Here is a 14,200-nt window from a genome sequence, read left to right as displayed (position 1 = left end):
GGAACGCGCCCCGCGCACCCGTCACCGTGGCCCCATGCGCGCAACGACACCCCAACTCAACGCCCCCGTACACATGTTCTCCCAGCTTCTGTCGTCCACCCGCCGAGGAGCCCGGCTCGCCCGTCTCCTCGCCGCCGAGCAGCTCCGCGCGTGGCCCGTGTCACCCAGGGTCACCGAGCGCGCCGAGCAGATCGTGGCCGAACTCGCCACCAACGCCTACTTGCACGGTCGCGTTCGAAGCCGCGACTTCCGGCTCACACTCACCCTCGACGCCACGGCCGGCCTGCTCCGCATCGCCGTCACCGACGCCCGGGGCGAGCGCATCCCGTCGCCGCCGGCGGAATGCGGAACGCCCCTCGACGCCGAGTCCGGCCGCGGCCTGCTCCTGGTCACCGCCCTCGCCGACCGCTGGGGCGTCGAGCCGTACCCGCCCGGCGGCAAGACAGTCTGGGCCGAGTGCGCCTGCGAGACCTCGGCCCGGACGTGCGCGACAAACGCACTCCCGCGTGACAGTCGACCGTCAGACGGCGACCACGTGTACGTCTGACGGCGCGAGGACCGTCAGGCAGACATGGATGTCCCCCGGGTCGGTGGTGAAGACCACCGCACTGCTGTGCCGGGCCGCTGCCAGGGCCACCCAGGCGTCCACCGCGTCCGGCCGCTTCTTCGCCGGCAGGGGCCACCCGCCCCAGAGCGGTGCCGATGCGCCGCCGATCCGCGAGGTCCGGGCCCGTCGCACAGGCCAGACACTCCGGACGGCCCGCCTTCGCCTCACGCATGGGCGGCTCGGACGTACGGGCCTGAGGGACGTTGCAGTCCTTCAGGACGCCGGACAGGGCGTACACCAGCGCCGACTGGGGGCGCCGCACCTGAGCGAGGGACCGGGGCGGAGCACCAGCGCACGGTGCGGAACCGTGCGCAGTCCCTCGTGGAGGGCCACCGCCTTCGCCTTGCGGTCGGCGAGTGAATGGCCCCACCTTCCGGCATGGGCCCGCTCGACGTCGTCCCGCCAGGGCCAGCAGCTCCACCTGCGTGGGGGCTGGGTCACCGAGCGATGACGACGCGGGTGCCACCGAAGTTCGCGACGATCTCCAGCTTGCCGCCGAGCGCGGCGACGTATGCCGCCACGGTGCCGACCTCCGTCGAGACGGCCTTACCGCGTTCGATGGCGGACACCCGCTCCTGGCGGACATGCATACGCGCCGCAACCTCGCTCTGGGTGAGACCGAGTTCCTGACGTACCTCGGCCAGCCGGTGGGCGCGCGCCTGCGCAACCAGCCTTTGGGCGCCCGCCCTGATCTCGTCGAGATCGTCCTCGTCGAAGATCTCGTCCCTTACCTCGTCCCAGGGGTGGAACGTGTCCATTGCTCACTCTCCTTCGCGCCGTTGTTCCAGGTAAGCCAGCCACTGCCCGTAGCGCACCTGGTGTGCGGTACCTCAGGGACGGGATACCGGTCGCGTGGATCCCGGCCCCGCGACCGGTGACCATCGTCGGATCATGGCACGACGACCGCCGTGGACGCCCGGCGGCCGGCTACGCCGTTCCCCTCGCCAGGGCGTCCAGCACCCGCTGGACGTCGTCCCGCCAGGCAAGCAGCTCCCCCTGCGTGGGAGCCAGCTCGTACCCGTGGTAGTGGCAGGCCCGGCTGAGGCCGGCCCAGGTCGCCGACCAGCGGCGGGCCGTGTCGGGATCGGCGTAGGACTCCAGGCACAGGGCCTGGGCGTGCGGCGGGCAGCGGGACAGCTGCGGTTTGCGGGGCTGCCAGTAGCGGCGCAGGGCCTCTTCGAGGGCGTGGCGCAGCAGCAGTGCCACGGCGCGCGGCCAGACGCCCGTGGTGGAGGCGGTGGCCGTGCCGAGCAGCCGGTCCGCGCCCGCGAGCAGTTCCTCGGGGGTCGAGGTGGGCGGCGGCGGAGGCGGGAGGGTCGCGGGGAGCCGGGGCGGGCGCGCAGACGGAACGGGTGTGGCCGGGCGGATCGTGGTCACAGGGTTCGCACCGCCTTCGCGAGGTCCGCGGTGCGGCGGATGATCTCCTCCGCGTTGTCGACGGGTACGGCTTCGTGGGAGCCCTTGTTGCACCACCGGATGTGGTCGGTGGCCTGCTGGCCGTAGGCCCGGGTGAGGTCGGTCATGGTCTCGCCCACCCGGTCGGTTTCCCCGTAGAGGGCGAGGGAGGCCAGTTCGGTGAGCTTGTGGGCCTTGGCGATGCGCTGCTCGATCTCGGCGTGCGGCAGGCCCGTGCCGAGGAGCCGGCGCCGGGCCGGTTCAAGGAGGGCGGCCTCCAGCGCGGTGCGGCACAGGCCGGGCAGGACCCGGGCTACGACGTCGCCGGGCAGGTCGCGGGTCCTGGCGAGCGCCTTCGCGTCGTTGAGGGCCTGTTTGACGGGGTCGTCGCCGGAGCGGACCCGTACAGCGGAGCGCTCACGGCGGTCGACCGTGAGGACGGTGGCGGGCAGCCGCAGGTACTTCAGGGCCTGCGGCAGGCGGGTGTCGTGGGTGAAGACGACGACCTGGCGGTGCTCGGCGAGGAGCGCGAGGACGCGGGCGAGGCCGTCCACCTTGGCGGGGTCCATGGACTGCACCGGGTCGTCGATGACGAGGAACCGGAAGGGGTTCTCCGGGAGGAAGGTGCGCGGGAGGAAGAGGGACAGGGCGAGGGAGTGGAGTTCCCCCTGGCTCATGACGCCGAGCGCGGGGGCGTCGATGTCGTCGACGGTCACGTCGAGGGCGACCTTGCGCTGGGTTCCTGAGCCGCCCAGGCGGACCGGGCCGAGGGCGACGTTGCTCTGCTGGCGCAGGTTGGACCAGATGCGCTGGGCGTCCTCGGCGATGGGCCGCATCCGGTCGGCGCGGATCTCGTCATGGGCGACCTTGAGCCACTTCTGGGCGGCCTTGACGCGGGCCATGTGCGGGGCCGCCTGCTCGGCCGCGTGGGCCTTGTCCAGCCAGGCGGCGAGCGCCCGCGCGGCGTCGCGCCAGGTGTCGTCCTGGTCGGCGAGGCGCTCCGCGGCCTGCTGACGGGTGACCCATGCGGCGTCGGCGGCGGTCCGTGCGGCGTTCTCGGAGACGGACGCCAGTACGGTCGGGTCGGAGACGGTACGGCACCGCAGCCAGTCGTCCCAGGCGGCGGCGATCTCGGGCGGCAGCCAGTCGGGGGGCGCCGCGGCCAGGTCGCGGACGGCCTGCGCGGCCGCGTCGAGTTCCCTGCGGGCGGTGAGGACCTGCTCGGCCTCGACGCGCAGCCGGTGTTCCTGCTCGGCGGCGTCCCGTGCCCATTCCTCGTCGAGGCGGGCCGTGCCGCCGCACACCGGGCAGGTGTCGAGGGCGGGGTGGGCGCGGTGGTGGGCGAGCGCGCGGGCGAGGAGTTCGGCGCGGCGCAGCGCGTCCTCGGCGGACGTGCCCCGCAGGTCCTCGGTGGAGGCGATGGCTTCGCGCAGCCGGGTCACGGCCGTGGCGACCGCCTCGGTGTCGGGTCCGGTCAGGGTGGAGCGGCGGCGCAGGTCGAACAGGAGTGACTCGTCCGCCGGGCCGGTCCCGGCGGCCAGTTCGGCCGCTCGCGCGAGGTCCGGGCGCCGCCCGCTCAGTGCGGTGCGGGCGGCCCGGGCGCGGGGGTCGTCGGTGCCGTCCAGGAGGGTGAGCAGGGCGGGCAGTTCGGCCTTGGCTTCCTTGGCGGGCGCCTCGTACTCGCGGGCCAGCTCGCGCAACCACTTGTCGGCGGCGGCGAGTTGCTCCAGCCCGAGGATGGAGGCGACGGCGTCGTACATCTCGCTGGGCCTGCCCCCGATCACCTGGCCGAGCTCGGAGTACGACAGGAAGGGGCGGTAGGTGGCCAGGTCCTCCTGCCAGCCGAGGTCCGGGAGGGGGACGGAATCGTGGCCGGGCCGCTCGAGTTCGGCGGTGGAGTCGGCGACGTCGTCCCCGTGCCAGGTGCGCAGCACGGTGGCCGGCTCCGGATCGCCGTCGATGCGCAACTCCACGGCGACCTGGGGTTGCTGGCCGTGGTGGAGGTTGCGCCAGCTCTTGCGCCAGATGTCGCTGCGGCCGCGCCAGCGGGCGTTGTCGCCGGTCAGCGCTATCTCCACGGCCTCCGCGAAGCTCGACTTGCCGGATCCGTTGCGGCCGGTGACCAGGGTGAGCCCCGGGCCGGGGGTAAGGGGGAGGCGTGTGGTGCGGCCGATGCCGCGGAAGCCGCTGACCGTGACGGACTGCAGGTAGGCGCCGGGCATCCGGCCGCGTGCCGGGCCGTCGTCCTGGAAGGCGGTGAGGAGGAGGGCCCGGGTGCCCTCGTCGAGGTCCGAGTCGGCGAGCCGCCCGGCGATGAGATGGGCGAGTGTACCGGCCGCCGGCTCCTGGGCGGGCGGCCCTGCGGGAGACGGGTCCGGGGCGGGATCGGCGGGTACGGGCATGACGGGACTCCCGTGGAGGCGACGACTGCGGAGCGAGGGGCCGGACTGGCCGGCGGCAACAGGACGACAGGGGGCGCACGGGAGCAGCGGTGCAACGCGGGGCCGTGTGCCGTGAGTTGTGGACGACCATAGCCCACACAGACCCAATAATGGAACTCTTTGGAACTTCGTGGAGATCATTGGGCCCGGGGCCGGGGCGTGACACCCCGGCACCCGTACTCACAGACGCCACTCCTCGAAGAGCACCCCCAGCAGCTCCTCCTGCCTGGCCTTCAGCACCTCAGGGGTCCACTCGGCGTGCTGGAGCACCTGGCTGGTCAGCGCGAAGGGGACCACTCCCCCGCGGCCGGTGAAGTACTTGGCCTTCTTGGCGGTGAAGTCGTAGTTCTGGGCGGCCGAGTTCTTGGCGCGGTTCAGCAGCACCAGGTTTCCCAGACGGTGCGTCCACTGGGCACGCTGCTCCTCTTCGAACAGTCCGACCCACTGCGAATCGGCCTTCGGGGTCTGCGGCAGCACGTGCTCCACGGTGATGAGCGGGTGGTCGTACGTCACTCCCTGCCCGCGGGCCAGCACCTCGTCGAGCCGCAGCAGCACGTACTTGCGGATCTTGCCGACCAGATAGAGATCGCCGTCGAGCCTGGACCGGGTCTCGGCCTTCTCGTCGTCCCTCAGTTCGAGGGCCGGGGAGTCGAGGCCCTGTCCTTCGTCGAGCTGCCGAAGCAGCTCGGCGTAGCGTGTGACGCGAGGGGTCGTGTAGACGCGGCGGACGAACATGCTGGCCGACAGCCGCTCCAAGGCCCGCATGAACGTGTCGAGCCATGCCGGGTCGTCCTCGTGGTGGCGCAGTGCCCAGAGGGCGGCGGGCCGCCAGTCGTAGTTGTCGACCTGCTGGAGCCTCCTGAACCAGGCGTTGACCGCCTCCGCACCCGAAGCGGACTCATAACGTGCTTCACGGATCTGGGCATAGGCCTCGGCATACGGCCGGACGACGTCATGGACGAAGGCCTCGGCCCTGCCGGGGAGGTAGCGGCTGAGCACCTGCTCCGGGAACTCCTTGAGCAGCTCCTGTTCCGCCCGCTTCTTGGCGAAGATCATCCGCAGGTGGAGGAAGAGTTCCGCGAAGTCGTCGCGCCCCAGCATCTCCTCGGCGTCCTCCCAGGTGGTGGCGCACGCCTCGGACGCCTCCGCCCCGAGATCCCCGATTATCTGCGACTTGAAGATGTCGGTGGGGGACAGGTCCAGGCCGCGGGAGTTCATGACGCTGAAGATCCGGTGTGCGCTATCGAGGTCAGGAGTGCTGACGACGACCAGGAACGTCCGCTCGGCGAGCATCTGAGCCAGTTCCAGCCGGCGTTCCTCGGTCAACGCGGTGAGGGTGCCGTGAAGGACTGTCGCGTTGCGGAGAACGGCCTTCTGCGCGTCGGTCCGCAGGGCTTCCTCCTTGAGCGTCAGCAGAGTGCCCACCGCGCCCTTCGTCTGCACGTACTTCTCGAAGAAGTCCGCGTCACGGCTTCGCAGAGCGAGCCGCGGCCTCGGGGCGAGCCCACGGATCTTGGCCCCGGGCTCCATTACCAGCCGGTCGAGGTCGCCGCGTAGTTCCGGATCGTCGGTCAGGTCGCGTAGAACCGACAGGAGGATGGTCAGGGTCGTGAGGCGCTGCTGGCCGTCGATGACATCCGCCTTGGGGACCGCGCTGTTCTTGACGAGCACAACGGATCCGAGGAAGTACGGCTCACCCGTCCCACGGTCCAGGGCTTCCTGCAGGTCCATCAGCAGTTGAGCCGCCTGCTCCTCCTGCCAGGCATAGGGACGCTGGTAGTCAGGTATCTGGAAGTCGTAGTCACTGCTGAACACCTTGTGCAAGGGCATCTCGTGCGCCTCGAGCTTCTGCATGCCCCGATGATGTCGGAAATATGGAGCTCCGCGGCCCTAATCCGACGCAACTACTCTGCACCAGCGGCGATTCCATGGCAGCAGGACCATCCCACGCCTGGACGAGGGCTTCACCGTCCACTGCTGTATCGACGACAGCGTGAGCACCCGCCGCGTCCGGCATCAGGTTCAGCAGGGACCGGAAGTCCGTCATCCCTCTCAGTCAGCGCTCAGCCGCGCCCGTCTCCCTTGCCCCACGCGTCTGCGTGCCACCTCAACGCCCGCCGCGCATAGGTGACACCGAGCCGGACGACCTGCTCGATCGCCAGGTCTGGCGCGGGGATGCTCCGGTAGACGAAGTCGGGCGCGAACCCGTTGAAGGCCAACGGAGCATTCGGGGCGGTTACAGGTCGCTCGGGACCGGTGTCGCCCAGCAGGGTGCGCGCCCGGTCGAAGCAGAAGTAGTCGGCGTAGGCGCGGGCCTCCTGTTCGCGGGCCGCCCGCCGCGTCGGGCCGGGCCCGTGGCCGGGGCCTGAGCCGGTCAGGTAGACCAGCCGGAACTGGCCTTCCTGGATCTGCCAGCCGAAGCAGGGGGCCGTCTCCGCGGTGAACATCTCCACGATGCCCTGGCCCCGGCTCATCGCCGTCCGCACGATGACCCCGTCCTGCTCGACCTCCCGCGCCAGCTCCGCCCGGACGAGGCTCGAGACGTGCAGGCAACGCATCTTCTGCACGGTCGCGTCCAGTCGGGAGCGCTTGAGGATCGCGACCGCTTCCTCTGGCAGCAGCAACGGTTCCGCCCCCGCGGGGGTGCCGACCTCGGCGGCCAGTCGCACGAGCTTGTCGATCAGGTCGAGCCAACGCTCGAACACGTCGGCGCCGAACCCATCCGTTCGAGCACGTCGTCCACGGGAATGCGGTCCGCCTCGCCAATCTCGTCCGGGAGCACGAACCCGGCCTCGGCAAGCAGGGAGCGGCGCAGGTTCTGACCGCGCCAGGTCTTCTTGGCGTAAGCCAGCGGCACTCCGCCGGCCAAGGCGTAGAAGGACACCTCGGGGTGGACCTCGTGGATCCGCTCATCGGCGAGCCAACACGCCCGCGCCTCAAGCAGCTTCGGTCTCAGCGCCCACGCCTGCCGGCTCAGCCGATTGCCGGTGAGCTCCTGACATCGGTCGGCGGCCGCCCTGTAGTCCTGCTCCTGCCACGCCATCCTCGGCGCTATGGGGAAAACGCTGCTGCGCCGCATCCCGAGCAGCGCCCTGGCCGCGAGATCTGCTGCACGCCAGCCCTTCTCGACCAGGCCCAACGGTATGTCCACCGCGATCATATCCACCTCGGCGGCGCGCTCGATCAGCCTCTCGAGCCGGGGATCCACCAGGCTGCCCGCGTACGCGCCGTCCGTGAGCCTGATCCCCACCCACCCCTGCTTACCACAGGCGTCGACCCCAAGGACGTCCATCCCACCCCGCCCCTCGCGCACAAGCCCGAGCCGCAACGTAGCAGCACCCACAGTCCCAGAAACCACCGCCAGCCGCCGTCTTCATCTGTCTGTGCCCTGCCGGAAACTCGCACCTACGACCTCTGCCAACGTTCTACCGCTTCAGCCGGACGACGGTCCGGATCATTCAGCGGCCCGCTCCCGACCTTGCCATAGGCAGAGCGGCCCCTGCGAAGAACAGGCACGGAGGACCACCATAGGGGCGGTGGACACGGAGACAAGAGGGCCAGTGGGGCTCCCGGAATCCCCTGACTGTGCACCCAGGCAATCAGGCCTGCGGTAGTCGGTACTCAAAGCTCCTCGGCCTCAGGTCCTCCTCAGCCGGCGCCCAGTCATGGAGGTGCAACACCCTGCCACCACTCGCTGTGTAGTTGTCGGTCCGCATGTCCACCTTGATGTCGCTGACCACAAACAGGTCCACGGTGTTCTGCGGGTTCCGGGCATGCTCGACCTCGTTGATCGTCAGGTCGACGCTTGTGGCCGCTCCCGTTGTCCCCTTCACCTCAACGCGGCGCTCTTCCCGGCCACGTGTGCAGTGGAGGTCGTACGGCTTGCCGAGGCGTTCGACTGCCCAGCCCTCCCCCTCGTAGTGAGCAACTGCCATGTCCTCCGCATGCAGTTCGATGGCCTTGCGCTTCTTGGGGTCGGAGACGAAGCCCGCTCCGCTGGAGGGCCGCTTCGGTGACTTGGGCGGCTTCACCTGCTCCGCGGTGAAGCCGGGTGTGCGGTTCAGGGGGACTGTCTGCTGTTCGGACCAGCTCGCCGGGATCCCCGCCGCATCGAGCAACGGCTGCGGATCCATGTCAACGAGCATGCCTCTGCCTTGTTGAGTCCCTGAGACACGTATGGCGTCACTGGCAGCGATTCCGAGCGGACCGTCCTCATCGAGACGGACATCGTGGAGTACAGCCAACGGCTCGATGCCGAAGCGCACCGGGTACTTGATGAGGCTCGCGGCTTCCTCGTCCGGCCAGTGAGGAGCCTCTGCCTCGTAGAAGTTCTCCCGTACTTCGAACAGGTACAGAGTGATCCTCTTGGTACTCCACACATCAAGTTGCACGCGCGGCCCCACTCCCGTGGCCAGCACAGCGAAGCGTGGGCGCGCGGACCGGTACTCGGGCCTCCACAGAGGGAACCCCCACGACCGGGTTTCGATCCCGTATTGCAGGTTGCGCTGGGTCTCGGGCGATTGGCCGACGTGGACCATCACGAAGGAGACCGTCCGCGACGGAGGTTCGAGGGGGGCAGGAAGGTCGTCCGTGCGGCTGTCCTCGTGCCTCGGCAACTGTCTTCCTCCGTGACCGCCTGCTTCTGCGTCGATCCCAACGATCGGCTGAGCTCCATGACCATTCCGCATGACGATCAGATTTTCATATAACCGAGTTCCGCGGCTGAGGACTTGGCAACGCAGGCCAGACACAGGGCGAGAGGGGCGAGGTCCCGCCTCATCTTCGCGGAACCGATCACCGGCCGATGTCCCGTCAGCTTGCGCCCGCCCCGCTTCAACGAGGGCCCGCTGGTGCGCCCGGACTCGGCCACCCGCGATCTGTGTTCCCTTCAAGCCGAGTGGCCCGACCCACCAACGGCCTTGCCGACGACGCATATGTCGCTGGCCCGCGCTGCCCGGGCCGTCAATGGCGACCGCATCGCCCAGTTCGAGGACTTCGATCCCCGCCACTGCTGCAGGGTGACGATGGGGACAAGTGAGGTGGCGCGGGGTTGGGTCACGCTTCACCACCCGGTGGCCCTGCTGGCAGAACGCGTGGGATCGGCAGGGGGCTGCGAAGGCCGAGTGCTCAGGCTGTGAGCGGCGCGAAGGTCTCGCCGGTGCCGTTGGCGCTTCAGGCGCCGGAGGTCAGTTTCGCCGGCCCCAGTCCAGGCGGTCGGCCAGGCCCGCGGTGGTGAAGGCGGCGACCAGGTCGTCGCGGCCTTCGGTGAAGTGGGCCCAGCTGTCGTAGTGGACGGGGACCACGCGGCCGGCGCCGAGGATCCGGGCGGCCTCGGCGGCCTGGGCGCTGTCCAGGACGATCGGCCGGTTGTCGAAGAGGACGGGGAAGCGGGGCGCGCCGGCGAAGAGGAAGGCGGTGCCGATGGGGGCGAAGCGGTCGGCGATCTCCCTAACCGCGTCGAGGGAGGCGTTGTCGCCGCTGACATAGACGGTGGGCAGGCCCTCGCCGCTCAGTACGAAGCCGACGACCTCGCCGGTGACCGGCTCGACCTCCTCGCGGGGGCCGGGGCCGTGGATGGCGGGGACACCGGTCACGGTGACCGTGCCGCCGTCGGGGCGGTCCAGTTCGATGGATTCCCAGTCGGCCAGGCTCGTGGCCTTCTCCCCCAGGCTCTCGCCCAGGCGCTCGCTGCCGCCGCGTGTGGTCAGGGTGAGGGGAACGCCGGTGAGCAGGGCCCGGCCGGAGGTGTCGAGATTGTCGGCGTGCTCGTCGTGCGAGAGCAGGACCACGTCGATGCGGCCGAGGTCCGCGGGGGCGCCGGTGGAGGGGGCGGTCTTGGTCAGGACCGGGCGGCCGGGCCGGCCGTAGTCGCCGGGGCCGTCGAAGGTCGGATCGGTCAGGAACCGCAAGCCGCCGTACTCGAAGAGGGCGGTCGGGCCGCCGAAGACACGGACAGGGAACTCGCTGGTCGTTGCGGGAAGAGAAGACACGACAACACCTCACGGATGGATGCTATGTAACCGTGAGATGACCGTAGTTGCTTCTCACGGATACACGCAAGCCGTACCATGAGGAGCATGAAGGAGCCCGTGATCGGACAGCCCGGTCTGCCGCCCGCACAGGGCGAGGAAGAGCACCTCTCCCTCGCCCTCGCCAACAGCGCGATCGCGCTGCCCGGCGGGCACACGGTCGATCTCCTGGGCACTCCGGTGCAGGCGAATCGGTGGCTGACGGAACGCGGTCTCGCGCCGGTCGACGCGGGCATGCGGGAGACGTGTGCGGCGCAGCTGCGCTCGCTGCGCGAACAGATCAGGTCGCTGTTCGCCTCCCGCGCCGAGGGTCTGCCCGCCCTCCCCGCCGCGGTCAGGGCCATCAACGACGCGATGACCCGCGTCCCCACCGCCCCGCTGCTGCAGTGGGACGACAAGACCGGCCCCCACCGCGCCACCCCCCACCCCACCACCGCGATCGTCGACCACGCCCTGGCCGTCCTCGCCGCTGACGCCGCCGACCTGCTCACGGCCCCCGACGCGGAGCGCCTCACCGCATGCGGCTCCGCCCCCTGCAACCGCTACCTGCTCCGCTACGGCCGCCGCCACTGGTGCTCCACCCGCTGCGGCGACCGCGCCCGCGCCGCCCGCGCCTACGCCCGCCGCACCACCTCCCGATGACGCCGCAACCGCCCAGCCACCACCAGCGCTGAATCGAACAACGCCCAGGCCCGCTGCTGCCCGAAGTGCCGAACATCCGCTGCCCGATCTCTCGCGACGAAGCCGCTACCGAAGACTTCGCCGAAGCAGCCGAGAAAAGGACCTCTTGCTGCCGGAGAGGCCCCCAGCGGGAGAAGTCGAGGTCGATCCGGCCGGGGGTGATGTGGTTCGGCGGCTCGAACCCCTTGGTCATGTCCCCGACGGCCTTGTCGCGCCCGGCCAGGGCCTTGTTCGCCTCGCTGATCCCCTTGTCCATCAGGGACATGCCGCTGTTGGCGCGGCCGATACCGGCGTTCTCATGCAGGGGTCCGGCGTTGGCCTCCGCCGCACCCTGGTTCATCTGGTCGAGCCCGGAGTCCGTCTGCGCCGTTCCGGCGTTCACGGTGTCCAGGCGCCCATGATGTCCTTGTCCCCGGCCCGTCGCCGATCCGCGCCTGACGCGTCGGGCCCGGATCGGCCTGTGGCGGGTCCCGACGCGCAGGTCTGGACGTCGGGCCCCTTTCCGGGTCAGGCCAGGCCGAACCTCTCGGCGTGCACCTGTCGCACGGGGACCCGAAGGTCTCGCAGGCCGGAGAGCACGACCGTGGTCATGGCGGGCGGGCCGCAGACGTACACGTCGCGTTCGGTGATGTCGGGGACCAGCCGGTGCAGGCCGCTCGGGCCGAACGGCGGGACGCCGTCCTCGCCCGTCCTGCCGGTGAACAGGTGCAACCGTCCGCCCCGTAGCGCGACCAGGTGGCGCACCTCGTCCAGCAGCACGGCGTCGGCCTCGCTGCGCACCCGGTACAGCACGACGACGTCGCCGGTCGTCTGTTCTTCCAGCAGGGCCCGCACGGGCGTGATCCCCACGCCGCCGGCGATCAGCAGGATGCCGGGCCGGGTCCGGTGCAGCGAGGTGAACGCGCCGTACGGTCCCTCGACGAAGGCGTGGCTGCCGACCGGGACGTTCCGCAGGCCGGCGCTGGTGCTGCCCGCCGCCTTCGCCGTGAGGCGCAGCCCCCGTCCGTTGGGCGCCGCCGACAGGGAGAAAGGGTTGGCCGACCACCAGTGGTTGTGCCCGGGGAACCGCCAGATGCAGAACTGACCCGCCCGGGCGGGGAGTTTGTCGAGGTGTCGGCCGGTGACGTACACGGAGACCACGTTGTCCGACTCCGGTACCACGGCCGCGACGCGGAACCGGTGGTAGGCGTTGCGCCACAGCGGCATGGCGAATCGCCCGGTCACCAGGGCGCTGAAGGCGAACAGCCACAGGGTCCACCAGTAGGCCGTGGCGAACGCGGAGGACGTGAACGTCGTGGTCTCCTGCAACTGGTGCGCGAACGCCAGGCCCAGGGCCGCGTAGAGCAGCAGGTGCAGCCCGTGCCAGACCTCGTACCGCAGCCGCCGCCGCAGGGAGCGGGTGGAGATCACGGCGATCCCGACGAGGACGGCCGCGGCGAGCATGCCCAGCAGGGAGGCCGGCACCCCGCTCAGCGCGACGAACGTCTTCCCCATGGACGTGTCGTCGAGGTTCGCATAGCCGAGCACCACCAGCGTGGCATGGGTGAGGACGGTCCACAGCAGGGAGAACCCGACCCAGCGGTGCCACACCGTGAGCCGGTCCATCCCGATGCGGCGGTCCAGCCACGGCAGCCGGGCCACCAGCAGCAGTTGGAACAGCATCAGCAGGGCTGCGTGCAGTCCGAAGAACTTGGCGACCGTGAGCACCCCGTTCTTGCCCGAACCGGCGCTGAGGAACAGCGCCTCGACGATCACCACGTTGACGAGGACGAACGTCCACAACGCCCAGCGCGCCGCGTCCACCGGAAGAACGGTGCCTCTGCGCACCGTGTTGCTCGCCGCCGTCATGGTTGTCTCCCATCCCCCGTGGCCGCAGTACTCGCGGACCGTGTGCACAAACCCCGTGAAGACCGAGGTATTCGGCCGGAATGCGCACCTCGGTCGGGTAAAGATACGGCGCGCGGGCCCGATCCGTTCATGCCGGAACAATCCGATCTGACCGCCATGTGGTACGTGAGCCGGACGAACCGGATCTGCACACGTCCGGGCGGACCACTCCCGTGGAGGGGCACGGATCAACGACATCCTCAACAAGCGCGCGCAGGAGGGAACACGGCCTCCACTGTCACCCGCGCCCCGGAAGACCGCAGCTCACGACCGTTCCCGTCCGTCTGGCGTCCTGCTGCGGGGGCACCCTGGACGGTTTCCATGCGCGATTCGGCAGTTCTAGAATCTTCACACTCTCAACTCCCCTGCTGCCGAGGAAGTTCATGTGACCAAAATGCCCGACCTCAACCTGGATACCCCAAAAAGGAATGACCGGTTCGGTCAAATCCGCAATCTTCCCATGTGGCAAGGCATACTCGCGGCCCTCCCCTTGGGTCTGCTCCTCATCGGTGGATTGATCGGCGGGTTCATCGGCGCGCTCGGCATGGTCACCAACCTCAAGATCGCCCGCGCCGCGCTGGCCCCCACCTGGAAAGCCCTGTCCATGGTGGGAGTCGTCCTCGGCGCCGTGATCGCTTACCTCCTGATCGCCGCTGCGGTGACGGCGGCGTTCTGAAGCGGTGCTCGGCGAGCCGCGGTGCAGGGTGCCTTCGTGTGTTGTACACACGGCAGTTGGCACTCGACTTGATGCTTCCAGCAGCCTGCGGGTCACAGGGGCCGCTCGACCCGAGTCGCGCGCTCTCCCCCCAAGGACGCTCCGTCCTGAGGCTCGCATCCGGCCGGTCCGTTCCCGGACAGGACGCGAGCGCGTGCAAGGCGGCGCTGCGCATGAACCGCGAGCGAGCCCGCCCCGGGCGGGACCGGCTCCCGCCCCACCGGGTGGTCCTCCTCCTGCCGGCCGGCCGTGCCCCCCGCCGTACACGTGCGGCGATGAAGCCCGCACCGACGACCACGATCAGGGCCACGGCGGCCACGGCCAGCGCCGTGCCCCGGCCGAGCCCCGGGATCACGCCGTCCGGACCCGCGCCCGTGTCCGTTGCCGGCGGCGGCAGGCTCAGGCCCTTGCAGGCGGCCGGAGCGGTCACCGCCGGCGCACCGTC

13 protein-coding genes are annotated in these 14,200 nt (G+C 70.2%); 3 read left to right on the top strand and 10 right to left on the bottom strand.

Features of this window, described 5'->3' with window-relative positions; all coding sequences use genetic code 11:
* Positions 1-34 precede the first annotated feature (34 nt).
* Positions 35-547: an ATP-binding protein gene (locus ACFSL4_RS33295; RefSeq protein ID WP_381091283.1), complete on the top strand. Its 513-nt coding sequence runs from the start codon at positions 35-37 to the stop codon at positions 545-547.
* Here ACFSL4_RS33295 and ACFSL4_RS33290 read toward each other — a convergent pair.
* The 9 genes from ACFSL4_RS33290 to ACFSL4_RS33250 all read right to left on the bottom strand — a co-directional run bounded on the left by ACFSL4_RS33290 (position 521) and on the right by ACFSL4_RS33250 (position 10,433).
* On the bottom strand, positions 521-739 hold the full coding sequence (locus ACFSL4_RS33290; protein ID WP_381091281.1) for a hypothetical protein: 219 nt from the start codon (positions 737-739) through the stop codon (positions 521-523). The genes ACFSL4_RS33295 and ACFSL4_RS33290 overlap by 27 nt on opposite strands.
* A gap of 305 nt (positions 740-1,044) precedes the next feature.
* Positions 1,045-1,365, bottom strand: coding sequence for a helix-turn-helix domain-containing protein (locus tag ACFSL4_RS33285; protein WP_381091279.1), 321 nt, complete (start codon positions 1,363-1,365; stop codon positions 1,045-1,047).
* A 169-nt stretch (positions 1,366-1,534) separates the two neighbouring features.
* Positions 1,535-1,984 (bottom strand): hypothetical protein, encoded by a 450-nt coding sequence (locus tag ACFSL4_RS33280; protein ID WP_381091277.1) that lies wholly within the window; start codon positions 1,982-1,984, stop codon positions 1,535-1,537.
* Positions 1,981-4,404: an AAA family ATPase gene (locus ACFSL4_RS33275; protein ID WP_381091275.1), complete on the bottom strand. Its 2,424-nt coding sequence runs from the start codon at positions 4,402-4,404 to the stop codon at positions 1,981-1,983. The genes ACFSL4_RS33280 and ACFSL4_RS33275 overlap by 4 nt, the downstream gene beginning before the upstream one ends.
* Before the next feature lie 219 nt (positions 4,405-4,623).
* Positions 4,624-6,297 carry a DUF262 domain-containing protein gene (locus ACFSL4_RS33270; protein WP_381091273.1) on the bottom strand — a complete coding sequence of 558 codons (1,674 nt, stop codon included), beginning with the start codon at positions 6,295-6,297 and terminating at the stop codon, positions 4,624-4,626.
* Positions 6,298-6,506: 209 nt separating this feature from the next.
* Positions 6,507-7,148, bottom strand: coding sequence for a hypothetical protein (locus ACFSL4_RS33265; RefSeq protein ID WP_381091271.1), 642 nt, complete (start codon positions 7,146-7,148; stop codon positions 6,507-6,509).
* Complete coding sequence (locus tag ACFSL4_RS33260) at positions 7,124-7,735, bottom strand: DUF429 domain-containing protein (protein ID WP_381091269.1); 612 nt, start codon at positions 7,733-7,735, stop codon at positions 7,124-7,126. Before ACFSL4_RS33260 ends, ACFSL4_RS33265 begins: the two co-directional genes overlap by 25 nt.
* Before the next feature lie 307 nt (positions 7,736-8,042).
* A complete protein-coding gene (locus tag ACFSL4_RS33255) occupies positions 8,043-8,981 on the bottom strand; it encodes a protein NO VEIN domain-containing protein (protein WP_381091330.1) in 939 nt (312 codons plus the stop codon).
* 648 nt (positions 8,982-9,629) lie between these two features.
* Complete coding sequence (locus ACFSL4_RS33250; protein ID WP_381091267.1) at positions 9,630-10,433, bottom strand: MBL fold metallo-hydrolase; 804 nt, start codon at positions 10,431-10,433, stop codon at positions 9,630-9,632.
* Between the two features lie 87 nt (positions 10,434-10,520).
* Between ACFSL4_RS33250 and ACFSL4_RS33245 the strand changes: the two genes are divergently transcribed.
* Positions 10,521-11,114, top strand: a complete 594-nt coding sequence (locus ACFSL4_RS33245; protein WP_381091265.1) for a CGNR zinc finger domain-containing protein — start codon at positions 10,521-10,523, stop codon at positions 11,112-11,114.
* A 546-nt stretch (positions 11,115-11,660) separates the two neighbouring features.
* Here the strand turns inward: ACFSL4_RS33245 and ACFSL4_RS33240 are convergent.
* Positions 11,661-13,001: a ferredoxin reductase family protein gene (locus tag ACFSL4_RS33240; RefSeq protein WP_381091263.1), complete on the bottom strand. Its 1,341-nt coding sequence runs from the start codon at positions 12,999-13,001 to the stop codon at positions 11,661-11,663.
* A gap of 424 nt (positions 13,002-13,425) precedes the next feature.
* Here ACFSL4_RS33240 and ACFSL4_RS33235 point away from each other — a divergent pair, with 424 nt between their 5' ends.
* A complete protein-coding gene (locus tag ACFSL4_RS33235) occupies positions 13,426-13,716 on the top strand; it encodes a hypothetical protein (RefSeq protein WP_381091261.1) in 291 nt (96 codons plus the stop codon).
* Positions 13,717-14,200 lie beyond the last annotated feature (484 nt).

The sequence above is a fragment of the Streptomyces caeni genome, from assembly GCF_042678285.1.
GTDB lineage: Bacteria > Actinomycetota > Actinomycetes > Streptomycetales > Streptomycetaceae > Streptomyces > Streptomyces caeni.
This window is presented reverse-complemented; position numbering and strand designations above follow the sequence as displayed.

Bases quoted from the DNA above. Each gene is read 5' to 3' on its own strand.
- ACFSL4_RS33295 (WP_381091283.1), top strand. From the start codon at position 35: ATGCGCGCAACGACACCCCAACTCAACGCCCCCGTACACATGTTCTCC.
- ACFSL4_RS33285 (WP_381091279.1), bottom strand. From the start codon at position 1,365: ATGGACACGTTCCACCCCTGGGACGAGGTAAGGGACGAGATCTTCGAC.
- ACFSL4_RS33275 (WP_381091275.1), bottom strand. From the start codon at position 4,404: ATGCCCGTACCCGCCGATCCCGCCCCGGACCCGTCTCCCGCAGGGCCG.
- ACFSL4_RS33270 (WP_381091273.1), bottom strand. From the start codon at position 6,297: ATGCAGAAGCTCGAGGCGCACGAGATGCCCTTGCACAAGGTGTTCAGC.
- ACFSL4_RS33260 (WP_381091269.1), bottom strand. From the start codon at position 7,735: ATGGACGTCCTTGGGGTCGACGCCTGTGGTAAGCAGGGGTGGGTGGGG.
- ACFSL4_RS33255 (WP_381091330.1), bottom strand. From the start codon at position 8,981: ATGGTCCACGTCGGCCAATCGCCCGAGACCCAGCGCAACCTGCAATAC.
- ACFSL4_RS33245 (WP_381091265.1), top strand. From the start codon at position 10,521: ATGAAGGAGCCCGTGATCGGACAGCCCGGTCTGCCGCCCGCACAGGGC.
- ACFSL4_RS33240 (WP_381091263.1), bottom strand. From the start codon at position 13,001: ATGACGGCGGCGAGCAACACGGTGCGCAGAGGCACCGTTCTTCCGGTG.